Origin of the sequence: Pedobacter aquatilis (genome assembly GCF_030409415.1) — a bacterium.
In the GTDB taxonomy this organism is placed as follows: domain Bacteria; phylum Bacteroidota; class Bacteroidia; order Sphingobacteriales; family Sphingobacteriaceae; genus Pedobacter; species Pedobacter aquatilis.
This window is the reverse complement of the sequence record NZ_JAUFPW010000030.1, coordinates 79,271-105,363: the sequence shown is the minus strand read 5'-3', so window position 1 is coordinate 105,363 and position 26,093 is coordinate 79,271. Positions and strand designations below refer to the sequence as shown.

Here is a 26,093-nt window from a genome sequence, read left to right as displayed (position 1 = left end):
GTAAAAATAACAATTTATTAGTGTCAGTTGTTTAATAATCCTAATCTTTGTACTAACAAAACATAACGCTAACCCATTTAATATGAGAAAAGCTTTCGTCGCAATTGCCGCATTTTTAGTTGCCCTTACCATCATGTTAGGTCTGTATCATCCATTTTTATGGTGGACATTCCTCTTCACAGGCCCATTTGTAATTTTAGGTATTTATGATTTATATCAACCTAAGCATAGTATTGTCAGAAATTATCCTGTTTTTGGTCGATTGCGGTATTTTATGGAAGAATTACGGCCAAAAGTATATCAGTATTTCGTAGAAAGTGATACCAATGGAACGCCATATAACCGATTAAATCGTTCGTTAATTTACCAACGTGCTAAAACTGATAACGATACTATTCCTTTCGGAACACAGTTGAATGTTTACGAAAATGGATATGAGTGGTTAAGTCATAGCATTTCGGCTATTTCTCACCATGAACTAAATTTAGATCCTCGTGTTTTAGTTGGTGGGCCGGACTGTAAAAAGCCTTATTCTTCGAGTATTTATAATATTTCGGCTATGAGCTTTGGCTCTCTAAGTCAGAATGCAATTTTAGCTTTAAATGGTGGTGCCAAACTCGGTAATTTTGCACACAATACCGGCGAGGGTGGTATAAGTGATTATCACCGTGAGCCAGGAGGCGATTTGATCTGGCAAATTGGTACCGGTTATTTTGGTTGTAGAAATAATGATGGTACGTTTAATTTTGATGCTTACGCAGAACGAGCAGTTGGAGAACAGGTTAAAATGATTGAAATTAAGTTATCGCAAGGTGCTAAACCAGGTCATGGAGGTATGTTACCCGCGAAAAAGGTTACACCTGAGGTTGCTCGTATTCGCTTGGTTCCGCAAGGGAAAGATATTTTATCGCCCCCGGCACATTCTGCTTTCAGCACGCCGATAGGTTTATTGGAATTTATAAAGAAATTAAGAGATTTATCTGGCGGTAAACCGGTTGGTTTTAAACTTTGTATTGGTAGAAGAAGTGAATTTTACGCCATTTGCAAAGCGATGATTGAGACCAAAATCTATCCCGACTTTATTACTGTGGATGGGGGTGAAGGTGGAACTGGTGCTGCTCCACAAGAGTTTTCAAACTCAGTAGGGATGCCATTGCGTGAGGGTGTTGCTTTTGTTTACGATGTTTTAAATGGTTTCGACCTGAAAAAACATATTAAAATTATTGCTTCTGGTAAGGTAGCAACAGGCTTCGATTTAGTTAAAAATATAGCACTTGGAGCAGATATGTGTAATACGGCTCGTGGTATGATGTTCGCTTTAGGCTGTATTCAAGCCTTAGAATGTAATAGCAATACTTGTCCGACAGGTGTGGCTACGCAAGACCAAAGTTTAATGAAAGGACTTGTAGTTGATGATAAAAAAGTTAGGGTTAAGAATTTCCACAATCTAACGGTTGCCAGTGCGGTTGAGCTTTTGGGTGCTGCGGGATTGAGAGAACCTCATCAATTGAGTAGAGCATATATAAATAGAAGGGTTAGTTCAAATTTAATTCAAAGTTATTTAGAAAGTTTCCCTTATATCCCTGCCGGAAGTTTATTGCAAACCCCTTATCCTACACGTTTTGAATTGGGAATGGCTTTAAGTAGCTCGGCAAGTTTTGCACCAACTGATTATAAAGTTTCTGCAGTGGATTATGCACACGCAAATCCGTTTAACGATACGATACACGATGATGGTAGGTTGTAAGTTAGCTGGTTAATTGTTTAAGCGTAAATAGTTTATTAAGAGGATAATTCAAGCTTTGCAAGAGAAGTTTAGAAGTCGTAGCCTTTGGTTACAACTTTTTTGTTTCAGTTAATTTATTCTGACTTTCGTTTGAAGAATTTTTGGAATGCTCCATATATCGTCCTTACCGGACAGGCTTGTTTCTTTTGACAACAAAAGAAACAAAATTGCCGGCTCGCTAGATTTCTATTGAAGTAAGAGGTAAGGCTAGTTAGTGCATCCCAAAATCTAGACCATGCCGATTAAAAAGTTGAACGGAGATTGAGTGGTTTGGCTTAGCTGGATGAAAAAAGAGAGTGTTTAGTTAATTGTTTGAACCATTAGATACCTGTATGATTGTTGAATTGATTAATTGTGTAACTGATTAACTGGTAATTGCTGAGTTGTTGAAAGGGTAACCAAACTATTGTCTTTAATCTGCGAATCTGTGGCTAAGTAGTCATATTGAGCTTATCGAAATGCAAGCCGATCTTCTTGGGCAGAAACTCATAATAAGAAAAAAAAGGTCAGATTTTTTTTAAAACCTGACCTTTTTAATATTGTAAGTTGTTTACCCTAAACCCTAATTAAAACTCTGCGTTTTTAGGGAATCGAGGGAAAGCAATAACATCACGGATATTGGTCATGCCAGTTACGAATAAAACTAAGCGTTCGAAACCTAAGCCAAAGCCTGCATGTGGCGCAGAACCGAAACGACGGGTATCTAAATACCACCAAAGTTCATCCTGTGGTATATCTAAATCTTCCATACGTTTTGTTAAGCGATCTAAACGCTCTTCACGTTGCGAGCCACCAATCATTTCGCCAATACCTGGAAATAAAATATCCATCGCTGCAACAGTTTGTCTACCTTCTGCATCTGGCTCATTCTGGCGCATGTAGAAAGATTTAATATCTGCCGGATAATCAGTTAGAATAACTGGTTTTTTAAAGTGTTTCTCTACCAGATACCGTTCGTGCTCACTCTGTAAATCTGCACCCCACTCATCAATTAAATATTTAAATTGTTTTTTCTGATTTGGTTTAGAAGACTTTAAAATTTTGATGGCTTCTGTATAAGTTAAACGCTCAAAATCGTTCGCTAAACAGAAATCTAATTTCTCAATCAGCGTAAATTCACTACGTTCATTTTGTGGTTTCTGTTTGTCTTCTTCTGCTAAACGTGTATTTAGGAATTCCAATTCATCTTTACAGTTGTCTAAAGCATATTTAATTACATACTTCATCATATCTTCTGCAAGCTGCATGTTATCTTCTAAATCTGCAAATGCAACTTCAGGCTCAATCATCCAAAACTCAGCTAAATGGCGTGTTGTATTTGAATTTTCAGCTCTGAAAGTTGGTCCAAATGTGTAAATCTGTCCGAAAGCCATAGCTGCTAATTCACCTTCCAATTGCCCTGAAACTGTTAAGTTTGTTGCCCTTCCGAAGAAATCTTGAGAAAAATCAACTTTCCCATCATCAGTGCGTGGGGTGTTGTCAAAATCAAGTGCTGTAACTTTAAACATTTCGCCTGCACCTTCCGCATCACTTGCTGTAATTACTGGTGTATGCATATAGACAAAGCCACGCTCGTTGTAAAACTGGTGTATTGCAAATGCCAATGCATGACGAACTTTAAAAACTGCATTAAAAGTGTTGGTACGGAAACGCAAGTGTGCAATTTCACGTAAAAACTCTAAACTGTGTTTTTTAGGTTGTAAAGGAAATTTCTCCGGGTCGCTATCACCTAAAATCTCAACTGTTGTAGCTTTAATTTCTACAGATTGACCTTTACCCAAAGACTCTACCAGCTTACCCGTTGCAGAAATTGCTGCACCTGTAGTAATTCTTTTTAACAGCTCCTCTGGTAAATTATTGAAATCTAACACCACCTGGATGTTGCTCATGCAACTCCCATCATTTAATGCAATAAACTGATTATTACGGAAAGTTCTTACCCATCCCATAACCGTTACTTCTGTGTTAAATGCAGTCGATTTTAATAAATCTCTAATTTGCTGTCTCTTAATCATATTGTTATTTGTAAAAGGCGCAAATTTAGGAAAAAAATTGAGGTTAAATATTGGATTTGCTTAATTGTTTAAATTGTTTCACTGTAAGCTTTGGCTTATTGAATTTATAAAATTTACCATTCATTTATTTCTGCATAGATTTGTCTCTTGCCGTTTTAAACTCCGAACCATTTTTCCATCCGGGAAATGTCGTTTCATTACTTAGCTTATATCCAACCGTAAATAGTATGTTAGCGATTTGAGTGATTCCATCCGCATTCATATTTTTATTATATTCATCAGATGGTTGGTGATATTGCTTTTCGTTATACTCTTTTTTCTGTTTTTGTCCCCAATCAGCCCCATGTTCTACACTTGCTAAACCGTTAACAATATCGATTGCTGGTACGCCAACTTTTGCAAAATTAAAGTGGTCTGAACGATAATAACTTCCTGCACTTGGTCTTGTATCGCCAACGGCCTCTAATTTATTATCCGCTAAAACCTTCAAGATGTAATCTTCTACATCATTTTGGCCTTTTCCTTTAACAGAAATATCTTTCGTTGCACCATAAAAACCCAATGCATCCATATTCAGGTTAGCAACGGTTTTGTTTAGCGGGTATATTGGGTTTAAGGCATAATATTCAGAACCCAGTAAACCTTGTTCTTCTCCAGTAACCGCTAGAAACACAATAGAACGCTCTGGTTTCTCCTTCGTATTTTGGAAAGCTTTAGCAATGGAAAGCATTGCAGCAACTCCACTTGCATTATCTACAGCACCATTGTAAATAGAATCTCCATTTATTTTTGGTCCGATACCAAAATGATCCCAATGTGCAGTATAAATAATTGTTTCATCTGGTCGTTTACTGCCTTTAATAATGCCGATAACATTTTTTGATGTGGAATATTTTATTCTATTGCTCAGGCTTACCGTTAAGGATTGTTTTAAGGGCACTGCTTTAAAATCTTTTTTGCGGGCATATTCTCTTATGTCGCCGGTGATACCTGCATTTGCCAAAAGTTTTGTCGCTGCATCTTCTGTCATCCAGCCTTCTAGTTTGCACCTCGATACATATTTGTCTTCAGCTTGCAAATACAACCTTGCTCCGGTATTACTGTTTGTAATAACCGACCAGCCATAACTTGCAGGCTCAGTTTGGTGCACAATAATCACGGCAGCTGCACCTTGTCGGGCAGCTTCTTCGTATTTGTAAGTCCATCTACCGTAGTAAGTCATCGTATCACCTCTAAAAACAGTTTTATCTTTTGATTTGAAACCAGGGTCGCTGATTAAAACCACAACTGTTTTACCTTTTACATCTAAATCTTTGTAATCGTTCCACTTAAAGTCTGGCGCAACAATTCCATAGCCTGCAAACACAATTGGTGAATTTTTTATTTGGATAGTATTTTGGGCTCTTCTACTAAATGCTACAAATTCTTTTACGGCTTTAAAATTTAATTGCTCTTTGCCGCCAGATATTTCCATGTTTTCTGATGGGGTTGTGGTTACTTCCATCATTGGCACTTCTTGTATATATGAATCTGCATTGCCAGGTTCTACACCGGCATTTTTTAATTCGGTGGCAATATAATTCACGGTTTTCGTTTCTCCAATGGTAAAAGGACGTCTGCCCTGAAGTGAATCATTGGCTAATACGGCTATGTGAGATTTAATTTCTTCTGGCAATATTGGCCCAAGTTTGGTGGCTTTATCGTTTTGCCTACATGCAGTTAATGTAAAAATGGCTAATGCCATAGATAAGCAAGCATTTAAAATTTTCATAATGTTTATTTTATAAAACGAAAATTATGAAAATAAATAATAAATCTTATTCGGTTGAATTATTAGTATCATTTTGTTCTAATAAATCTTGTCTTATAAACACAATAGACATTTATAATACTTTTACTAAATGAAAAGTTTTTTAGCCAGCTCTTCCTTTTTGTTTAAGTTCTCGAAAGATTCTTTTGAGAAGTTTTTAATGAATTTTGTATAGTAATTTATGAAATTATCACCATAGAAATAAGATTTCACCTTATTTTTGGATTATTTGTGTAATTATATTTAAAATATAATATAGTTTAACTTAAATTTTCAATTATTGATGATTTTTAAGAATATAAATTAACTTATTTTATATAAAACCTTATTATTTTATAATTTATTTTCAATTATATTTAATTATTCGTGTTGAAATATAGAATGTTATGATTTTTTAAATAAAAAATACTAAATAAATGACACTTTTATTTGTAAATGTGTGAAATGTTCGTACATTTGTAATGCTCGTTAATTATTATTATATATTTGGTTTAAAAAAAGCGCTGGTAACGGCGCTTTTTTTACAAAAAAAAAGCTTATCCATAATCAACATAAACCAAACAAACTAAACAAAAAAGAAGCTTCCTTTAGAAATATCGGAAGCTTTCTTATTTATGATTGATTATTTGCAAAAAAAAAAGCTACCCAAAGGGCAGCTTCTATATTTGTTTTGTTAAATGTGTTCTGATTTAATCTTCAGAGTAAGTGATTTTATTAACGTGCTTATCAATTTCCCATCTTCCTGTACCTTCTTCGCCAATTACCTCAAATAATTCTAATGCACGACGGGCTTTGTATTCTTCTTCACGTTGTTCTTTCAAGAACCAGTTTAAAAATTCCATTGTAACAAAATCTTGTTCTTTATGGCATTTAGAAGCTAAATTTTTGAAACTTTGTGTAATAGCGATTTCTGCTTCAAGTGCATCTTCAAAAACCTCTCTAAAACCTGCAAAATCAGTTTTAACTCCAGTAACTTCAGGTGAAATTGCATTTCCGCCCATATCTAAAACATATTTGAATAGTTTTAATTGGTGCATCCTTTCTTCTTCAGATTGTTTTAAGAAGTAATCTGCAGAAAAGTCAAATCCATTTTGGTCACACCAGGATGACATTGCTAAATATAGTGATGAAGAGTGAGCTTCTTTTTTTATCTGCTGATTTAAAAGTGTTTCTATATCTTGAGATATTAAACATTTAATACGCATTAAATCTTTCATAATTTCTGTGCTTTAATAACTATACAAATGTAGTATGTATTTGTTTAGCTAAATAAATTATTTGCTATATGAAATTAGTCTAAATTGCTGATAATTAGTTATTTGTAATGAGTTTAAATAATGACAAGAAGATGTAAAATGGAAGATGTAAAATGTGGAATGGGTTCGATCAACGTTAAACGGATACTTATTGAAAGTTAATTAGATAGGAGGAGATTTTGAGTGAAAATACCTTGCAATTGGTTTTGATTAGCCTAATGAACTAAAAAACCAAACAACTAAAAAATTAATAAACCAAACGATAAAGGCAGTCGCTAATCAGGTGATTTAACTTAAACATGGTAAAAGTACCTTGTAATAAATCTTTCAAAGCAATAATTTCTAATGCGCTTAATAGATAAATATGTTCGCAGCCATTAAAGGTTACTAATTCGAAATCGGCCTTTTTAGTATTCAAAAGAAGTGATTCAATATCAATATCCTCTACAACCTTTTTTAATTTCTGAAGGGACAGGCAATTGTAGCGTGCAAACTTTCCACCAAAATCAACATAAAAACAGTTCAATTTATCTGATTGATAAACAGAGCCATAATTATTTGAGAATACGTTAACCAGTTCGTTAATATCAACACACGCTTTTTCCATTGATACAAAAGTTGCTATTATTTAGATTAAATACAAATAAAATCTAAAATAAATTGTCAGAATTTGGTATTTATTGGTTGAGGAGGATTGTTAGTATTGTTGAATTGTTGAAACTGGTGAATTGTTTGAATTTATGAATTGCTAATTGATAATTAAAATTTGAAATTCTCTCGCCCTAAATTTCACTTAACTTAAATGTTTCATTAACCCGAATTCCTTTTTCGGTTCTCCGTAAGGTGCAACATTCATTTATCGGGTCATGCTCTAAGAACAGAATGTAATTATTGTTTACAGCTTCTTCTAAAAAGGCCTGTTTTTCTGTTAAAGTTTTCAATGGAAACATATCATAAGCCATAACATAGGGTAGAGGGAGATGTCCTACTGATGGAAGTAAATCAGCCATGTAAACAATCGTGCTGCCATTATAATTAATTTTTGGTAGCATCATCGCATCTGTATGCCCGTAAGCAAAGCTGATGTTAATGTCAGGCTGAAATGCGATATTTTCTTGCTCTTTTACAAATTGAAGCTGACCACTTTCATGTATAGGCAAAATATTTTCTTTTAAAAAAGATGCTTTTTCTCTTTGATTTGGTTCAATAGCCCATTGCCAATGTTTTTCGTTGCTCCAGTAATTGGCATTTCTAAAAGCCGGAACTAGTTTTTCTCCATCACGAACAATTGCACCACCAACATGGTCGAAATGTAAATGCGTTAAAAATACATCGGTGATATCCGCACTGCTAAAGCCTAAGGAAGCGAGTGATTTTTCCATTGAATCATTACCATGCAAATAATAATGACTAAAAAACTTATCATCTTGCTTATTGCCAATCCCCGTATCAATTAAAGTAAGTTTATTATCGTTTTCTATTAAGAGGCAGCGCATTGCCCAGGTACAAAGATTATTTATATCCGCAGGATTGGTTTTTTGCCAAATTGCTTTGGGTACTACGCCAAACATAGCGCCACCATCTAATTTAAATAAACCTGTATCTATTGTGTGTAATTTCATCGCTTTGCTCGTTAGTCGTTGCTCATCATTTCGTTTAATGCTGAGTGGTGTGACGTTAAATCCGCTCAACCGATCAAATTTAAAATGTTTTAAGCGATGAGCAAAATTCTATTTGATTAAGCAGATTTATCTGGCGTAACCATTTTTAATCCAACAATAGATAGAATTAGTAATCCGATAAAGAAAATACGCCAGAAATTGGCATCTTCTTTAAAATAGAGTATTCCAACTAAAACCGTTCCAACTGCACCAATACCCGACCAAATTGCGTAAGCGGTTCCAAGTGGAATTTGTTCAATAGCCTTAGTTAAAAAAACAAAACTAATGATAACGCAAACCACAAAACCTGTAGCCCACTTCCAATTTGTAAAACCTTCTGATAATTTTAATGATGTAGTAAATCCAACCTCGAAAAGTCCGGCAATAATTAGTAAAATCCAATGCATAACGTGCTCCTTGTTTTTAATGAAAATTTTGTTAGTTAATTATCGAACAGATTGCACCGCTAAATGTTTCAGGAATAATCTAGAAAGCGGCCTATAGTTTATGTATTACGTCATTAGGAACCGCGAAGCAATGGCGCTGTAGCTAATTTAATTTCAATGATATATAGTTATTTGAAAATGAATGTTCAGTTTGTAATGGCGGCTTCCAGTCCCGCCAATCACTTTACTCATCCCGAAGAAAAATCGGGATTCGTGTTCGTTTTTGTCGGGTTTAGATACAATGGTTTGTGAGCTGATTACCCCTCAAAATGGTTACTGAATTAAGTAAAATAGACCCGGCATAACGAAAATCCTTTTGGTAAAACTTAAGAACTATACTTTATAATCACTCTTCGTAAGTTTTAAAACCAAAAGATTGTAGTATTGGCGGGCCTGCTGTAAGTGAAGAGCACAGGTTTTGCGCTACAAAATATTCTCAGCTTCATTCGAATGGTATTTTTCGTTATTGCGCAATACTGCTTGTACCAATAATTCTAGTAAGCAATTTCTCTTTGTAAAAGATTTCTCCACTACGGTCGAAATGACGGTAATGTCTATAAACAAAAAAGGAAGTTCATTAACTGAACTTCCTTCTCAATATTAATGAGATGAAATGTTACAAGTGAATCACTTCTCCGTAAGCATCAGCAGCAGCTTCCATAATGGCTTCGCTCATGGTTGGGTGAGGGTGAACTGATTTAATCATTTCATGACCTGTGGTTTCTAATTTACGGGCAACTACAATTTCTGCAATCATTTCTGTAACGTTTGCACCAATCATGTGTGCACCTAACAACTCTCCGTATTTAGCATCAAAGATTAATTTAATGAAACCATCTTTTGCACCTGCTGCACTTGCTTTACCTGATGCTGAGAATGGGAACTTACCAATTTTTAATTCGTAACCCGCTGCTTTAGCTGCTTTTTCGGTGTAACCAACAGATGCAATTTCTGGTGTGCAATACGTACAACCCGGAATGTTATTGTAATCCAGTGGTTCAGCATGTTGACCAGCAATTTTCTCTACACAAATAATACCTTCTGCAGATGCAACGTGCGCCAAAGCTTGTCCGCCAACAACATCACCAATTGCGTAATATCCTTTTACCGATGTGTTGTAAAACTCATCCGTAACAATTTTACCTTTTTCAGTTTTGATACCAGTTTCCTCTAAACCAATGTTTTCGATGTTTGCAACAATACCAGCCGCAGAAAGCACGATATCGGCTTCGATGGTTTGCATACCTGAAGCCGTTTTTACCGAAACTTTGCAACCTGCGCCGCTTGTGTCAACAGATTCAACAGAAGCAGATGTCATTACATCGATACCAACTTTTTTCAAACTGCGTAACAATTGTTTCGATACATCTTCATCTTCAACCGGAACTACATTTTCCATAAATTCTACAATCGTCACTTTTGTACCCATTGTTGCGTAGAAATATGCAAATTCAACTCCAATTGCTCCAGAACCAACAACAACCATGCTTTTTGGTAATTCTGGTAAAACCATTGCCTGGCGGTAACCGATGATTTTTTTACCGTCTTGTTTTAGGTTCGGTAACTCTCTAGAGCGAGCACCAGTTGCAATAATAATATTTTTAGCGGTTAATTCTTTTTGAGATCCATCAGCACCTTTAACCTCTAATTTGTTACCAGGTTTAACTTTGCCAGTGCCCATGATTACGTCAATCTTATTCTTTTTCATCAAGAATTGAACGCCTTTACTCATGCCATCTGCAACACCACGGCTACGTTTTACTACTGCAGCAAAATCGGCAGTTGCTTCGGTAGTTGTAATTCCGTAATCGGCAGCGTGGTTAATATATTCGAAAACCTGCGCACTTTTTAAAAGCGCTTTAGTAGGGATACAACCCCAGTTTAAACAAATACCACCTAAAGATTCACGCTCTACAATTGCAACTTTCATTCCTAATTGTGAAGCTCTAATTGCAGCTACATAGCCACCTGGGCCGCTGCCTAAAACAATAACGTCGTAATTCATCTGTTTTTATATTTATATTCTATCTGCCAGATTGTGCATACTATAACTAATGTCATCAATAAGATGAAGGGATAACTAAAGTTGTTTCACATCTATTTCAAATAGCTTTTGCTTTTTAGTTGTTCTATATTTTTTGGTAAGCTCCGAATCGGAGGAGGCTCTTATGAGAAGATTTCCCTCGCTTTGCAGGATTGCTGCATTAGCATTACACTTTAAGGGGATGTTAGTTCCCTTTCAATGCCAAAACTAAAAAAATGTTTGTTAATAAACGACTATTGAAAAATTCGTTACAATAAGTTTATAATGACATAAATACAATCATTTGAAACTGCATTATTTACGAAATGTATTTAATTGCTATCAAGTTATTGATAAAGTGAAAGTTAAATATTAAAGATTGAAGTTAATTGTTGAAAAGTTTTGACATAATTAATAATAATTTAACATTGGATGTTAAAATGTGTTAAAAATTAATAATTACATTTGCGCCATAAAATCTTTCCCCGATTTATTATTCAACAAAAAACAAATTTAAAAAACAAAGTATGAAGAAATCTTTACTTTTAAGATTAGTACTCGTTGTTGTGGCTTTTGTGGGTATTACTTTTGGTGCTAATGCACAGGTAACCACATCGTCAATGACAGGAACAATTAAGGATAACCAGGGTGCGCTTCCTGGTGCTAGTGTAAAAGCTACGCATACGCCTACAGGAACTGTTTACAGTGTATCAACCAACAACGACGGTCGTTTTACGATTGGCGGTATGCGTGTTGGTGGACCATACACCATCGAGATTAGTTTTGTTGGTTACAACCCTGCAAAACAAACTGAGGTTTACTTAAAACTTGGTGAGCCTTATGTAGTAAACACTACAATGGTTGATAACAGCTCTACTTTATCTGAGGTTAAAATCGTTGGTACTGGTACAAGTACAATTTTAAATTCAAATAAAAACGGAACTTCAACTGTTATTAACAAGGCTCAAATCCAATCATTACCAACCATTACGCGTAGTGTAAACGATTTAACGCGTTTAACGCCACAAGCTAACGGTACTTCAATTGGTGGTGGTAACTACCGTTCGAACAACTTTACGGTAGATGGTGCTAACTTTAACAACCAATTTGGTATTGGTGGTAACATTCCTGCTGGTGGTTCTCCAATTTCAATTGATGCATTGGAGCAAATCTCTATCAATGTAACGCCTTATGATGCTCGTCAGACTGGTTTTACAGGTGGTTCGGTAAGTGCTGTTACTCGTTCAGGAACGAATACTTTTTCTGGTAATGCTTTTTATACGATGCGTGGCGAAGAGCAACAAGGAAAAAGAATTGGTGATTTCAGAATTGGTACACTTCAAAAATTGGATGAGAAAAACTACGGTTTCAGTTTAGGTGGTCCGATTATTAAAGATAAATTATTCTTCTTTGTTAACTATGAGAAGAAATTAACTATTGCTCCAGGTACACAAAGAATTGCTTCAACTCCTGCAACCCTTTATTCGGTTGCAAATCCAAATGTTGTTCAAGCATCAGAAAGTTTCTTAAACGAAGTGAGTTCTTATCTGTTAAATAGATATAATTATTCAACTGGCCCTTACCAAGGATACCAAAATAGAAGTGATAACGAAAAAATGTTCGCCCGTTTAGACTGGAACATCAATAAAAATCACCGTTTTAGTGTTCGCTACAATCAGGTTGAGAGTAAATCTCCATCACCAGCTAGTACTTCAACTACGGGTTCTCCAATCGGTTCGATTACTGGATTTGCATATGCAAACTTAAGATCTGGAACGGCAAGAACTTCTGGTTTACCATTCTTCAACTCAAATTACTACCAAGCAGCAAATCTTTATTCAGGTGTTGCTGAATTAAACTCAAACTTTGGTAGTAAAGTTACTAATGTTTTAAGAGCGACTTACTCTCACCAAAACGATCCTCGTACAAGTGACGGAAATCCTTTCCCATTAGTTGATATCTTAGATGGTGTTCCGACTGGTAACAACTTTGGTAGTGTTTTAACAACTTTTGGTTATGAACCATTTTCTTACGGTAACTTAAGAGATGTTAAAACTTATACTTATAGTGATGATTTGAGTATAGCTTTAGGCAAGCATAATTTAACTTTAGGTGTTCAAGGTGAATTCAGTACAACTAAAAATGGTTTCCAACGTTTCGGAACAGGTTTTTATACTTTCAGAACCTGGAGTGATTTCATTAACAATCAGAGAGCACTTCAATATACTGTTACATACCCATTAACTGCTGATGGTTCACAAGCTTATCCTAGCTTCAAATTCAACCAATACTCAGCATATTTGCAAGATGAATTTACAGTAACTGACCGTTTAAAATTAACTGCTGGTTTACGTGTAGAACAAGCTACATATCCTGATGTTACTGAAGTTAGAACACACCCATTGGTTGCGGGCTTAAATTTTGGTGGACAAAAAATTAATACTGGCGTTTTACCAGAAAACAAAATTTCATTCTCTCCGCGTTTTGGTTTTAACTGGGATGTAATGGGTGATCGTTCATTCCAAGTGCGTGGTGGTTCAGGTATTTTTACTGGCCGTATTCCATTTGTTTGGATTGTTTCACAATCAGGTGATGCTGGTTTAATTCAATATACTCAAAGTTACACAGGTACCGCTGTACCATTATTCAATCCATCAATAGCACCACAATTATCAACTGCTGCTCCTGCTGCCGGAACTTCAATTCCTTCATCTGGTATTAGTGTGATGGCGCCAAACTTGAGGTTTCCTCAAACCTGGAAATCAAGCTTAGCCTTTGATGTTAAATTACCAGGTGGTATAGTAGGTACTTTAGAAGGTATTTATGGACGTGATTTAAATGTTGCAGTTGCTAAGAACTTAAACTTAATTAATCCAACTGTTCAGATTACTGGCTATCCAGATGGTAGATTCTTTTATCCTGTAAACAATACTGACAAATATATCAATCCAATTAATGGCTCTGGTCTGCCAGTTGCTAATGGTACTCCAAGTGGTGGCGCTAATGGTACAGTAACAGGCTTCAACGCAATCCAAATGGAAAATGTTAAAGGTGGTTACAACTGGATGGCTACAGCTCAATTAACAAAACAATTTAGCAATGGTATTTCAGCTATGATTGCATATACACGTTCTGATCAACGTAACTATGGTGATCAAAGTGGTGACCAATTAGCTGGTTTATGGAATGCTCCACAAACTCAAAATATTGCTAACATTCCAACTTTAAGTTATTCTAGCAACTTAAATCCTGATAGAATTGTTGCTAACGTATCATATAAAAAAGCTTACTTTGGTAATTTAGCTACTTCATTCTCATTATTCTATGAAGGTGCTCAGCAAGGTAGATTCTCATATGTTTACAATGGTGACTTCAACCGTGATGGTGTTTCTGGAAACGATTTGATCTATATACCTAATCAAGGTGAGTTAACCGCAGCTTCGTTTGTTGCAATTCCAGCAAATACTACCAACTATTTAAGAGCATATAGTGCGCAAGAGCAAGCTGATATTTTCGAAGCGTTCATCGCTCAGGATAAATATTTAAGCAAAAATAGAGGTAAAGTTGCAGAACGTAACGGTGGTGTATCTCCTTGGAGAAACCAATTTGATTTCAGATTAACTCAGGAAGTTTTTAAAGATTTTGGTAAAACTAAAAACTCTTTCCAATTTACTGTTGACATCTTTAACGTAGGTAACTTATTAAACCGTAACTGGGGTAATGTAAACTTTGTTAATAATTCTCAAGTTTTGGTTCCTCAAAATGTTAATTCAATTAACGCAACTACCAGACCAACATTTAGAGTTGCTAATGCATCTGGCGATATTGTAAGAGAAACGTTTGGTACTTCTCAAACAATTTCTTCTACTTATTACATGCAGTTTGGTGTACGTTATAACTTTAATTAATACTTAATTTAGTATAAATGAAAAGTCCCGATGCAAATCGGGACTTTTTTGTTTATATAAGGTTTTTGGTTATATAATTGATAATCTGAATTGGGTAACTAGAATCTAATATACAATTTAGTACTAATACAATACACCAATCTATACTTGAACTATACTTCATCTATTTAGTGGGATGAGCTAGTTGGTCAGCTGTAATATTGGTTAGTTGAAAAGTTGTGTGTCACAGTTAAAGAGCGGAAATTATGCGGTGATGCATTTGCTATTTTTGTAAGAAGAAAGAAAGCTGGGATATGAGAAAGCATCTTCAACGCATTCTTGTAAATGCACCCGTATTGCCTAAAGATGTAAGTTTGTAAACAGAGAAATCCTTGCTTTTCAAATTACAAAGATTTCTCGGCTTCGCTCGAAATGACGGTTGACAATTGTTTTAATTACAGATATGTTGAGCAATCTTTGTTCTCGCCTTCGCTCGAAATGACGGAGTGGAACTAATTATATATAAAAGTTCCTTTTTCGCTGTTGATGGTTACTTGTTTTTTATCGCTCTTTTCTACACGACCAATAATTTGTGCATCAATGTTAAAGCTTTTTGAAATTGCAATAATATCATCAGCAATTTCCTGTGGCACGTATAGTTCCATTCTATGTCCCATATTAAATACCTTATACATTTCCTTCCAGTCCGTTCCAGATTCTTCCTGAATCAGTTTAAATAGTGGTGGTACAGGAAACAGGTTATCTTTAATTACATGCACATCATCGTTAACGAAATGAAGCACTTTAGTTTGTGCGCCACCGCTGCAGTGTACAATGCCGTTAATTTTGTTTCTGTGCTGCTCAAGAATTTTTTTAATTACAGGTGCATAAGTACGGGTAGGAGATAACACCAATTTGCCTGCTGTGATTTTGCCAAAGCCTTCAATTTCAATTTCATCTGTCAATTTCTGGTTTCCAGAAAATACTAAATCAAAAGGAACAGCCGGGTCAAAACTTTCGGGGTAATTGTTGGCGATATATTTATCAAAAACATCGTGACGAGCAGAAGTTAATCCGTTTGAACCCATACCGCCATTGTATTCCGTTTCATAAGTTGCTTGTCCGTAAGAAGCTAAGCCTACTACAACATCGCCTGGCTTTATGTTATCATTGCTGATGATATCTTTACGCTTTAAGCGGCAAGTTACAGTAGAATCTACAATTATGGTTCTTACTAAATCGCCAACATCGGCGGTTTCGCCACCTGTAGAATATATAGAAATTCCTTGTTCACGTAAATCAGCTAAAATTTCTTCCGTTCCATTAATAATTTCGGCAAGCACTTCACCAGGAATTAAATTTTTATTACGACCGATAGTAGAGGATAAAAGAATATTGTCAGTTGCACCAACACAGATTAAATCATCAATATTCATAATGATTGCATCTTGTGCAATGCCTTTCCAAACAGATAAATCGTTGGTTTCTTTCCAATAAACATAAGCTAAGGAAGATTTCGTTCCGGCACCATCTGCATGCATGATGTTACAATATTCTTCATCAGCTCCTAAAATATCTGGAATGATTTTACAAAATGCTTTCGGGAAAATTCCTTTATCAATGTTTTTGATGGCATTATGCACATCTTCTTTTGAGGCAGAAACACCCCTTTGATTGTACCTGTTATCACTCATGTTGGCGCAAAGATAATGATTAGAGGTAGAAGGTAAAAGGTAAAAGGTAAAAGGTTTTTAGTATTGAGTAAAAAGTGGGGAATTAGTAGACAGAAGCCAAAAGGTTTAGTGCATAATGAGTAGAAATGAGCTGTAAAAAGGTGAAGGTAGAAAGTTATTTAATAACCATATTTCAAATAACAATTTCAACTTATAAATGGCATTATCAAGAATCAATTATCAAATAACAATTTTCATCGTACGTTCGAATCCCGACAATTTTTAAATCCTAAAAACCCTGCTACAAAAAAAGGGCGTAAAGTTAAAAACCTTACGCCCTATAACTTAAACCTCGCGGCTTAAAATCTATTTCATGAACAATAATTCTCTGAATTTTGGTAAAGGCCAAACGCTATCGTCAACAATTTGCTCTAATTTATCAGCATGGTAACGAATGGTATCGAAGTAAGATTTAACTTTCTCATCGTAAGCAATTGCTTTTTCGCGAGTATCTTCGATTTTATTAGTCACCTTACGTTCTTCAAGCATCGCATCAATATTCGTCTTAACGATATCCAAGTGCTCAGATAATTTTTTAACGATCTCTAATGATGATTTACTATCTACACCAATTTCTTTTAATCCTTTTACGTTAGCGATTAAAGAATTTTGGTAAGCAATTGCAGCAGGAATAATTGCCGTGTTAGCAACTTCACCCATTACACGAGCCTCGATTTGTAATTTTTTGTAGAAATTCTCTAACATAATCTCATGACGGGCATGGATTTCGCGTTTGCTGTAAATGTTAGTCGCTGCAAATAAATCAGCAGATTTTTCAGTTAAATAAGCATCCAAAGCCTTAGGTGTAGTTTTGATGTTTGATAAACCGCGTGCTGCAGCTTCATCTTCCCACTCTTGACTATAACCATTACCTTCAAAACGAATCGATTTAGATTCTTTGATGTATTTCTTGATTACTGTTAATAATGCGATATCTTTTTTATCACCTTTCTTGATTAGTTTATCAACTTCAGCTTTAAATTTAACCAACTGCTCTGCCATGATAGCATTTAGGATGGTCATTGGTGCTGAAGAGTTTGCTGATGAACCAACTGCTCTTAACTCAAATTTATTACCGGTGAATGCAAATGGAGATGTACGGTTACGGTCGGTGTTATCTAATAAAATTTGTGGAATTTTAGGAATACCTAACCAAAGTGCGTTATCTTCTTTAATTTTTTTGCTGATTCGTGAGTGCTCAATTTCATCTAATACATCGTTCAACTGAGAACCTAAGAAGATTGAAATGATTGCTGGCGGAGCTTCGTTAGCACCTAAACGGTGGTCGTTGCTTACAGATGCAATACTTGCGCGTAATAAATCTGCATGTTCGCTAACTGCTTTAATTGTGTTAACAAAGAAAGCTAAGAACATTAAGTTGTTTTTTGGCGTTTTGCCTGGTGCCAATAAGTTTTTACCAGTATCTGTAATTAAGCTCCAGTTATTATGTTTACCAGAACCGTTGATGCCTGCATATGGTTTTTCGTGTAATAAAACACGGAAATGGTGGCGACGAGCAACTTTTTCCATCAAATCCATCAATAATTGATTGTGATCGATTGCTAAGTTGATTTCTTCGTAAATAGGCGCACACTCAAACTGAGATGGTGCAACCTCATTATGACGGGTTTTTAAAGGAATGCCTAATTTTAAAGCTTCGTTTTCGAAATCTACCATGTAAGTGAAAACACGCTCAGGAATAGAACCAAAATAATGATCTTCTAATTGCTGGCCTTTAGCAGACATGTGTCCGAATAAAGCACGACCAGTTAATAATAAATCCGGACGAGCGTTGAATAAGGATTCATCAACAAGGAAATATTCTTGTTCGATACCTAATGATGCATTTACTTTAGTAATGCTTTTATCGAAATATTGGCAAACATCAACAGCAGCTTTATCTAATGCAGCTAATGCTTTTAATAATGGTGCTTTATAATCTAATGCCTCGCCAGTGTAAGAAACAAATACAGTCGGAATACAAAGTGTTTTACCAGCTTTGCTTTCCATAATGAAAGCCGGAGAAGATGGATCCCAAGCGGTGTAACCACGCGCTTCGAAAGTATTACGAATACCGCCGTTAGGGAAACTAGATGCATCTGGCTCTTGTTGAACTAATGCGCTACCTGCGAATTTTTCAATAGCACCTTCGCCACTTGGCTCAAAAAATGAATCATGTTTTTCTGCCGTTGTACCTGTTAAAGGCTGGAACCAGTGTGTGTAGTGAGTTGCGCCAGCACTCATTGCCCAAGCTTTCATAGCTGTTGCAATCTGGTTTGCGTCCTCAGTGTTGATTAATTCACCTTGGTTGATAGATGAAATTAATTTTTCATACACGTCTTTAGATAAGAAATCTCTCATTTTTTTCTTATCAAATACATTAGCGCCAAAAAAGTCAGAAATTTTTGTAGATGGTGATTTAACTTCTGGTGAAATTCTGTTTTGAGCCTCTTTTAATGCGATGGTTCTTAAGCTTTTCATTAATTTGTTATGTTTTTTGTCAAAAATAGTATATTTTATTAATTTTTATGAAACAATTGTTAGAAATATCTCAATTTTATCGAAAATGAAATATAAAAATGATTTTATGATTGAAAATTTCATTTTTAGCAAATAATTTAGATTTTTTAAAGTTTTATGGAATTGATGGTTTTATCACATCATGCTACTAAAACTCAAAACTATGTTCAACTCATCATTTAACATTTACAAAACCGAGTGGCTCGATCTTGTATTTTCTGGAAGAAACAAAAATTATGGTGCTTACACATTAAGGGCACAATCGTCATCAACTTTAACTAAATCCTTATTTGCTGCAGGCGGCGTTTTTATACTTTTAAGTGTATCGCCATTAATTTATAACAAGTTAAAACCTGCAGAGATAGTAGAAACCGGCATTCCTGTAAATATCCCTGACGATAAGATTTTTAAAATCGAAGAACCTAAGCCAGAGAAGAAAGAGGAAATGAAGAAAGAAGAACCTGCTAAAGTGAAAAGCATTAATATGCCTTCAAAAATTGAGGTTGTGAATGATGCAATAGCAAAACCAGCGCCAACGATAGACGATACTAATGATGCGGTGATTAGTAACATCACTCAGGATGGAGATATAAATCCAAACATTGTTTTGCCAGCTAAAATAGATGAGGGCAATGGAAACGGAACTAAGGTTGATGGAGATATGCCAGATGGAAATGCAATTACTGATATTTCAGGCGTTGATGAATATCCTGAATTTGAGGGTGGAATGAAAGCCTGGGCGAAATACATTCAGCGTAATTTAAGATACCCATACCAAGCGCAAGAAGCAGGTACACAAGGCAAGGTGTATATTAGCTTTGTGGTAGAAAAAGATGGTTCGATAAGCAATGTCAATTTAATAAAGGGTATTGGATTTGGTTGCGATGAAGAAGCGATAAAAGTAATTAAGAAATCTCCAGCTTGGAATGCGGGTAAAAATAAAGGGAACCCAGTTCGCGTTCGCTTTAACTTGCCTATAACTTTCACTTTAAATAATTAAATTGCTTCCTATGAAAGCCATAACAATCATTTTACTAAGCTTCCTTTTTACAAATCAGTTAAAAGCTGCTGATGTTGTAAATGCTGATACCACTATAAGCCATAGTATTAAACTGGCTCAATCTGATATTAAGAAAGGAAATATTAAATTTTTAATTATGGGAGGCTTTGCGCCAAAACATTATAAGGGAGAAAATCTTTTCGCAAAGAAATATGGTATTAAGTATTATCAGTATGGTTGCGTTTTACCCGCCTCTATTTCAATTGTACATTATAATAAGGTTGTAGCTAATTATATGGATGGTAAATATGGTAAGGGATGGCGAAAGGAAGTAAGGAATGATGTGGTGATGGAAGATGTGAGATTTAGGATGTGAGAGGGGAAGTGTGAGATTGAAGAAGTTAAATGATGATGGAAAAACCCACCGGTTTGTGATGTTATAGCTTAAAGTGAAATTGTCAGGTTGAGCTTGTAGAAACACCTCTTAATTCACGTTGAAGGAATGATGGAAAATGTGAAAAGTAAAAGGTAAGATCGAGTGAATAAGGGGTGTAGAGGAATTCTATTAACCATTGGTCATGATTTTTTTTAGACGGTAAATTGAAAACGGCTTAAGCATTTGCTCAAGCCGTTTTTTATGAATTAAATGTAGAATGGAGGGAAATGAATTCAATTTTCCATCTTACATTATCCATTATTTTTTTACATGTTCTCTATCCATTTTCTTGCGTTTACGAAAGCTTCCATCCATGGCGAAACTTCGTCTTTTCTTCCTTTCGGATAATTTGCCCAGTGCCATTGGAACAATGAACGTTCAATGTGTGGCATCATTACTAAATGGCGGCCGGTTTCATCACACATCATCGCTGTATTGTAATCAGAACCGTTCGGACTTGCAGGATATTGCTCATAAGCATACTTAGATACAATCTGGTATTTATCCTCTGTATATGGTAAGCTAAATTTTCCTTCGCCATGCGATACCCAAACACCTAAAGTTGCGCCTTCAAGTGTAGAAAGCATTACCGATTTGTTTTTGGCAATGGTTAATGAGGTGAAAATACTTTCATGTTTATGGCTATCGTTATGCAACATTTTTGGTTTTTCTTCATGGTCCTTGTTAATCAGGCCAAGCTCAATAAATAACTGACAACCATTGCAAATCCCGACAGATAAAGTATCTGCTCTATTAAAGAATTTTTCTAAAGCAATTCTGGCTTTATCGTTGTACATAAATGCACCAGCCCAACCTTTAGCCGAACCCAAAACATCAGAGTTTGAGAAACCGCCAACAGCTCCGATAAACTGAATATCTTCCAAAGTTTCACGTCCGGTAATTAAATCAGTCATGTGTACATCTTTAACATCAAATCCGGCCAAATACATTGCATTAGCTAATTCACGTTCAGAATTACTTCCCTTTTCGCGGATAATTGCAGCTTTTGGTCTTGGTTTACTGTTGTCGATAACAGGTTTTTTACCATCAAATTGTGTTGGGAAGTTATATTTTAAAGGCTGGTTTTTATAATTATCAAAACGCTCTTTGGCTTTAACATCGCCACTTTGTTTTTTATCTAATAAGTAAGATGTTTTAAACCAAGTATCGCGTAATTCGCTAATGTTAAAATTGTAAGCAGTATCATTGTGGTTAATTTGCAGAATGTTTCCATCAATAACACTTCCAATGTTGAAAAATTCAACACCATTCGCTTTTAAAGTTTCTTCTACTGAAGCATCTGCCTGGAAAACAACACCAATATTCTCTGCGAAAAGAAGTTTAACTAAATCACTTTCTTTTATTTTTTCCAGATTAATGTTTGCTGCCAAATCATTATCTGCAAAACACATCTCTAATAATGTGGTAATTAAACCACCACTACCTATATCATGTCCAGCCTGGATTTTACCTTCTTTAATTAATTGCTGAATCGTGTTGAAAGCAATTTTAAATGCCTCAGCGTTTTTAACATCAGGTGTTTCCGTTCCGATTTTATTTAAAATCTGTGCGAAAGATGAGCCACCCAATTTATATTCATCATTAGAAAGATTGATGTAATAAATTGAACCACCGTTTTTTTGCAGCACTGGTTCTACAACTTTAGTAATATCATCGCAATTGCCACCAGCCGAAATAATAACTGTACCAGGCGCAATTACATCGCCATCCTTATATTTTTGTTTCATTGATAAAGAATCTTTTCCCGTTGGGATATTGATGCCTAAATCAATAGCAAAATCTGAACAAGCTTTAACTGCATTATACAAACGGGCATCTTCACCCTCGTTTTTACAAGCCCACATCCAGTTTGCAGATAATGAAACACTTTTTAGGCCATCTTTTAATGGAGCCCAAACGATATTCGAAAGCGATTCTGCAATTGCATTTCTGCTTCCGGCAGCGGGGTCGATTAATGCAGAAATAGGTGCGTGACCAACCGATGTAGCAATACCTTCTTTTCCAAGAAAATCTAAAGCCATTACGCCACAGTTATTTAAAGGTAACTGTAATGGTCCGGTAGTTTGTTGTTTTGCAACGCGACCACCAACACATCTATCTACTTTATTTGTTAACCAATCTTTAGAAGCTACTGCCTCTAATTGAAGCACTTGATTTAAATATTCACCTAATTTTTCTGCATGGTAGCTTAATTCTTCATATTTTCTGTCGATGGTTTTATCTTCCATCACCACTTTTGGCGAGCTGCCAAACATATCGTTCAATTCGAAATCCATTGGTTTTGCACCTGTGGTTTCAGATTTGAAAGTAAAACGATGGTCGCCTGTTACCTTACCAACCGTATACATTGGAGCACGTTCTCTATCTGCAATTTTTTGCAAAGTTTCGATGTGCTCATTTCCAATAACCAATCCCATGCGTTCCTGAGATTCATTACCGATAATTTCCTTTGCCGATAGGGTAGGGTCGCCTACTGGAAGTTTGTCCAAATTGATTAAACCACCATTTTCTTCCACCAGTTCTGATAAGCAGTTTAAGTGTCCGCCAGCACCATGATCATGTATAGATATGATGGTGTTGTACTCACTTTCTACCATTCCGCGAACAGCATTAGCAGCTCTTTTTTGCATTTCAGGGTTGGAACGCTGGATGGCGTTTAATTCAATGCCAGTTCCAAATGCACCAGTATCTGCCGATGAAACAGCAGCACCGCCCATTCCGATTCTATAATTTTCACCACCTAAAACTACTATATTGTCGCCTTCTTGTGGTTTTTGTTTTTTAGCCTGACTTGCTTTTCCATAACCTACGCCACCGGCAAGCATAATCACTTTATCAAAACCTAACTTACGGTTGTCTTCTTCGTGCTCGAAAGTTAAAACAGAACCGGTAATTAATGGCTGACCGAATTTATTGCCAAAATCAGTAGCCCCGTTAGATGCTTTGATTAAAATATCCATTGGTGTTTGATAAAGCCATGCCCTTTCTTCAACACCCTTTTCCCATGCTCTATTTTCTTCCAAACGCGATAATGCAGTCATGTAAACTGCTGTTCCGGCTAAAGGTAATGAGCCTTGTCCACCCGCTAATCTATCTCTAATTTCTCCTCCAGAACCTGTTGCTGCACCATTAAAAGGTTCTACAGTTGTTGGGAAATTGTGTGTTTCTGCTTTTATTGATATTACCGATTCAAAATCACTTGTTGCGTAATAATCAGGCTCATCTGCACGTTTTGGCGCAAATTGCTGTACCACCGGACCTTTAATAAAAGCTACGTTATCTTTATAGGCCGAAACAATATCGTTCGGATTTTCTTCTGAAGTTTTACGGATAAGTTTAAAAAGTGATGTCGGTTTCTCTTCTCCATCGATAACAAATGTACCATTGAATATTTTGTGGCGGCAATGCTCTGAATTTACTTGTGAAAAGCCAAAAACTTCCGAATCCGTTAAAGGTCTTTCCAGTCTATCAGCAAGCTTAATCAAGTAATCCACCTCATCATCACTTAAAGATAAACCTTCTTGTTTGTTGTAGGCTGCAATATCCGTAATTTCTAAAATCGGTTCAGGTTGAATATTTATCGTGTAAACCTCTTGATTAAGGGCCTCATACTTTTGTGAAAGCATAGGGTCGAAATCAGAAAAATCTGCCGCAACCTTTTTAAATTCTTCAATTCTTATAATCCCCTGAATATCCATGTTTTGGGTAATCTCTACCGCATTTGTGCTCCAAGGTGTTATCATTGCAGCTCGTGGACCAACAAAAAAACCGCTTAGCGCAGTCTCATTTTGTAGTTTGGCACCGCCAAATAACCATTCAAGTTTTGTAACATCAGTTGAAGATATGGGATGGTCTGTCTGTAAAACAAAAACCGTATCGGATTGATTTAAGAAGAAATGAATCATGCTTTTTTTTTGAAGATGCAAATTTAGCTTTTTTAATTTTAATGATAGAAAGAAATAATGATTGATTTTGAATGAGTGAATGATTGAATGTTGAATGAGTGAATGTTGAAAACCGAAAGGTTGGAATGTTGGAAAGTTAGTGGATATTTGGGGTGTTTAATCATAATTCGTAAATCTAAAATCATAAGTTAAAAGATGTTTAACAGAATTCACCACATCGCAATTATCTGTTCTGATTACGAAAAGTCGAAGGATTTTTACGTAAATAAATTAGGATTTAAGGTTTTAAGTGAGGTTTATAGAGCCGAACGGAAATCTTATAAATTAGATTTGGCGATAGATAATAATTACCAGATTGAATTATTTTCATTCGAAAATCCTCCGGCAAGGCCATCAAGACCGGAAGCACAGGGTTTAAGGCATTTGGCTTTTGAAGTTGATGATGTTGAATTGGAAATAAAAAGATTGAATGGTTTTGGTATTGAAACAGAGGCGATTAGAGTTGATGAATTTACGGATAAGCGCTTTACCTTTTTTACGGATCCTGATGGTTTGCCATTGGAACTTTACGAAAAGTAATAAAAGCAAAATAGCCAACAATTTGGTTGTTGGCTACTTAGATACCGATCGAGTATTCTTTTGTTTTAACAATTCAAAGCCCGGTCGAAACTCGGTTCATTCAAATTGCTAGTGCAAACTTATAATTTGCAGTTCATCAAGTAAAACAAACGTTTGATGTATTTATTAACAGGATAATCAAATGATCTGATGATCATATTTATTTTTGTTTAAATTATTGATTTATAGGTTCTTATTATATTTTTTTATGTGGATAAAATTTATATTTTTTTAGATAAGTATTTTGAGTAGAGATAAATCGCAGGTTTTTAAGTTTAAATCTTTTGAGGTTGATCAAACGGATTGTGCCATGAAAATTAATACGGATGGTGTATTACTTGGGGCAATGGTTCAGCATGAAAGTCCAAATTCGATATTAGATATAGGCACTGGTACTGGAGTGATTGCCCTGATGCTTGCGCAGCGTTTTCCAGAAGCTCAGATTTATGCAATAGAAATTGATGAGCAGGCATCACTTACAGCGAGCAAGAATTTTAAAAACTCCAAGTTTAACAACAGATTAACTTGTGCCCATACATCAATTGAAAATTTTGAAACGAAGGATAAATATGATTTGATTGTTTCTAATCCTCCGTATTTCATCAATGATTTAAAAAATGAAGAACAGCGGAAAGGCTTAGCCCGACACGCAAGTATTGAATTTTTCGAAATGCTTGTTGCTAAATCTGCACTTAATTTAAAGCCGTTTGGTAAAATCTACTTTATTCTTCCAGTTAAGCAGGCAAATATGGTTATCGAGACTGCTAAAAAATACAGTTTAAACATTTGTGAAATAATAAATCTTCATTCTGATAAAAATAAAGAAACGTTTAGGGTAATCATTTGTCTTTCATTTGAAATAAATATTTTGGAAGAATCTGATTTTTATATCTACAAGAGTTTAAAAGAACATACCGATGAGTACAAAAAATTATTAAAGCCTTTTTTTCTGGCTTTTTAAACGATTTAGTATAAA

Annotated in this window: 16 protein-coding genes; 6 read left to right on the top strand and 10 right to left on the bottom strand. The window is 35.5% G+C overall.

All coding sequences use genetic code 11. The features are described 5' to 3' along the window. The first annotated feature begins 82 nt into the window (after positions 1–82). Complete coding sequence (locus tag QWY86_RS13105) at positions 83–1,747, top strand: FMN-binding glutamate synthase family protein (RefSeq protein ID WP_290242779.1); 1,665 nt, start codon at positions 83–85, stop codon at positions 1,745–1,747. A gap of 605 nt (positions 1,748–2,352) precedes the next feature. On the opposite strand, the gene asnS is transcribed toward QWY86_RS13105, so the two are convergent. From asnS to lpdA, 7 genes are all read right to left on the bottom strand, one after another. After that, positions 2,353–3,801 carry an asparagine--tRNA ligase gene (gene asnS / locus QWY86_RS13100; protein WP_290242778.1) on the bottom strand — a complete coding sequence of 483 codons (1,449 nt, stop codon included), beginning with the start codon at positions 3,799–3,801 and terminating at the stop codon, positions 2,353–2,355. Between the two features lie 124 nt (positions 3,802–3,925). After that, positions 3,926–5,572 carry a M28 family metallopeptidase gene (locus QWY86_RS13095; protein WP_290242777.1) on the bottom strand — a complete coding sequence of 549 codons (1,647 nt, stop codon included), beginning with the start codon at positions 5,570–5,572 and terminating at the stop codon, positions 3,926–3,928. A 728-nt stretch (positions 5,573–6,300) separates the two neighbouring features. Further along, positions 6,301–6,828, bottom strand: a complete 528-nt coding sequence (locus QWY86_RS13090; protein ID WP_290242776.1) for a ferritin — start codon at positions 6,826–6,828, stop codon at positions 6,301–6,303. Positions 6,829–7,114: 286 nt separating this feature from the next. Continuing rightward, positions 7,115–7,474 (bottom strand): hypothetical protein, encoded by a 360-nt coding sequence (locus QWY86_RS13085; RefSeq protein WP_290242775.1) that lies wholly within the window; start codon positions 7,472–7,474, stop codon positions 7,115–7,117. A gap of 175 nt (positions 7,475–7,649) precedes the next feature. Continuing rightward, positions 7,650–8,489, bottom strand: coding sequence for an MBL fold metallo-hydrolase (locus QWY86_RS13080; protein WP_290242774.1), 840 nt, complete (start codon positions 8,487–8,489; stop codon positions 7,650–7,652). A 116-nt stretch (positions 8,490–8,605) separates the two neighbouring features. Next, the gene (locus tag QWY86_RS13075) at positions 8,606–8,935 is read right to left on the bottom strand and encodes a DMT family transporter (protein ID WP_290242773.1); all 330 of its coding nucleotides are present in this window, start codon (positions 8,933–8,935) and stop codon (positions 8,606–8,608) included. Between the two features lie 655 nt (positions 8,936–9,590). After that, on the bottom strand, positions 9,591–10,979 hold the full coding sequence (lpdA, locus tag QWY86_RS13070; protein ID WP_290242772.1) for a dihydrolipoyl dehydrogenase: 1,389 nt from the start codon (positions 10,977–10,979) through the stop codon (positions 9,591–9,593). Positions 10,980–11,524: 545 nt separating this feature from the next. On the opposite strand from lpdA, the gene QWY86_RS13065 reads away from it, so the two are divergent. Continuing rightward, positions 11,525–14,905 (top strand): TonB-dependent receptor, encoded by a 3,381-nt coding sequence (locus QWY86_RS13065; RefSeq protein ID WP_290242771.1) that lies wholly within the window; start codon positions 11,525–11,527, stop codon positions 14,903–14,905. A 491-nt stretch (positions 14,906–15,396) separates the two neighbouring features. Here the strand turns inward: QWY86_RS13065 and QWY86_RS13060 are convergent, their stop codons facing one another. Together QWY86_RS13060 and QWY86_RS13055 are read right to left on the bottom strand one after the other, a co-directional pair. Next, entirely contained in the window at positions 15,397–16,578 is a 1,182-nt protein-coding gene (locus tag QWY86_RS13060) for an AIR synthase related protein (RefSeq protein ID WP_290242770.1), read from the bottom strand. A 345-nt stretch (positions 16,579–16,923) separates the two neighbouring features. After that, the gene (locus QWY86_RS13055) at positions 16,924–19,098 is read right to left on the bottom strand and encodes a glutamine synthetase III family protein (RefSeq protein ID WP_290242769.1); all 2,175 of its coding nucleotides are present in this window, start codon (positions 19,096–19,098) and stop codon (positions 16,924–16,926) included. A gap of 202 nt (positions 19,099–19,300) precedes the next feature. On the opposite strand from QWY86_RS13055, the gene QWY86_RS13050 reads away from it, so the two are divergent. Both QWY86_RS13050 and QWY86_RS13045 read left to right on the top strand, forming a co-directional pair. Then, positions 19,301–20,137, top strand: coding sequence for an energy transducer TonB (locus tag QWY86_RS13050; RefSeq protein ID WP_290242768.1), 837 nt, complete (start codon positions 19,301–19,303; stop codon positions 20,135–20,137). Between the two features lie 10 nt (positions 20,138–20,147). Then, positions 20,148–20,513, top strand: a complete 366-nt coding sequence (locus QWY86_RS13045; protein WP_290242767.1) for an FEKKY domain-containing protein — start codon at positions 20,148–20,150, stop codon at positions 20,511–20,513. A 326-nt stretch (positions 20,514–20,839) separates the two neighbouring features. Here QWY86_RS13045 and purL read toward each other — a convergent pair whose 3' ends face one another. Beyond that, a complete protein-coding gene (gene purL / locus QWY86_RS13040) occupies positions 20,840–24,499 on the bottom strand; it encodes a phosphoribosylformylglycinamidine synthase (protein WP_435406637.1) in 3,660 nt (1,219 codons plus the stop codon). A 195-nt stretch (positions 24,500–24,694) separates the two neighbouring features. Here purL and gloA2 point away from each other — a divergent pair, with 195 nt between their 5' ends. Together gloA2 and QWY86_RS13030 are read left to right on the top strand one after the other, a co-directional pair. After that, on the top strand, positions 24,695–25,078 hold the full coding sequence (gene gloA2 / locus QWY86_RS13035) for an SMU1112c/YaeR family gloxylase I-like metalloprotein (protein WP_290242766.1): 384 nt from the start codon (positions 24,695–24,697) through the stop codon (positions 25,076–25,078). A gap of 283 nt (positions 25,079–25,361) precedes the next feature. Next, positions 25,362–26,078 (top strand): tRNA1(Val) (adenine(37)-N6)-methyltransferase, encoded by a 717-nt coding sequence (locus QWY86_RS13030; RefSeq protein WP_290242765.1) that lies wholly within the window; start codon positions 25,362–25,364, stop codon positions 26,076–26,078. The last annotated feature ends 15 nt before the right edge of the window (positions 26,079–26,093 follow it).

What these genes read in the sequence shown, in the direction of transcription:
- asnS (WP_290242778.1), bottom strand. Translation starts at nt 3,801, where the DNA reads ATGATTAAGAGACAGCAAATTAGAGATTTATTAAAATCGACTGCATTT.
- QWY86_RS13085 (WP_290242775.1), bottom strand. Translation starts at nt 7,474, where the DNA reads ATGGAAAAAGCGTGTGTTGATATTAACGAACTGGTTAACGTATTCTCA.
- QWY86_RS13050 (WP_290242768.1), top strand. Translation starts at nt 19,301, where the DNA reads ATGTTCAACTCATCATTTAACATTTACAAAACCGAGTGGCTCGATCTT.
- QWY86_RS13055 (WP_290242769.1), bottom strand. Translation starts at nt 19,098, where the DNA reads ATGAAAAGCTTAAGAACCATCGCATTAAAAGAGGCTCAAAACAGAATT.
- QWY86_RS13060 (WP_290242770.1), bottom strand. Translation starts at nt 16,578, where the DNA reads ATGAGTGATAACAGGTACAATCAAAGGGGTGTTTCTGCCTCAAAAGAA.
- QWY86_RS13045 (WP_290242767.1), top strand. Translation starts at nt 20,148, where the DNA reads ATGAAAGCCATAACAATCATTTTACTAAGCTTCCTTTTTACAAATCAG.
- QWY86_RS13095 (WP_290242777.1), bottom strand. Translation starts at nt 5,572, where the DNA reads ATGAAAATTTTAAATGCTTGCTTATCTATGGCATTAGCCATTTTTACA.
- QWY86_RS13065 (WP_290242771.1), top strand. Translation starts at nt 11,525, where the DNA reads ATGAAGAAATCTTTACTTTTAAGATTAGTACTCGTTGTTGTGGCTTTT.
- purL (WP_435406637.1), bottom strand. Translation starts at nt 24,499, where the DNA reads ATGATTCATTTCTTCTTAAATCAATCCGATACGGTTTTTGTTTTACAG.
- QWY86_RS13075 (WP_290242773.1), bottom strand. Translation starts at nt 8,935, where the DNA reads ATGCATTGGATTTTACTAATTATTGCCGGACTTTTCGAGGTTGGATTT.
- QWY86_RS13090 (WP_290242776.1), bottom strand. Translation starts at nt 6,828, where the DNA reads ATGAAAGATTTAATGCGTATTAAATGTTTAATATCTCAAGATATAGAA.
- QWY86_RS13105 (WP_290242779.1), top strand. Translation starts at nt 83, where the DNA reads ATGAGAAAAGCTTTCGTCGCAATTGCCGCATTTTTAGTTGCCCTTACC.
- lpdA (WP_290242772.1), bottom strand. Translation starts at nt 10,979, where the DNA reads ATGAATTACGACGTTATTGTTTTAGGCAGCGGCCCAGGTGGCTATGTA.
- QWY86_RS13080 (WP_290242774.1), bottom strand. Translation starts at nt 8,489, where the DNA reads ATGAAATTACACACAATAGATACAGGTTTATTTAAATTAGATGGTGGC.
- gloA2 (WP_290242766.1), top strand. Translation starts at nt 24,695, where the DNA reads ATGTTTAACAGAATTCACCACATCGCAATTATCTGTTCTGATTACGAA.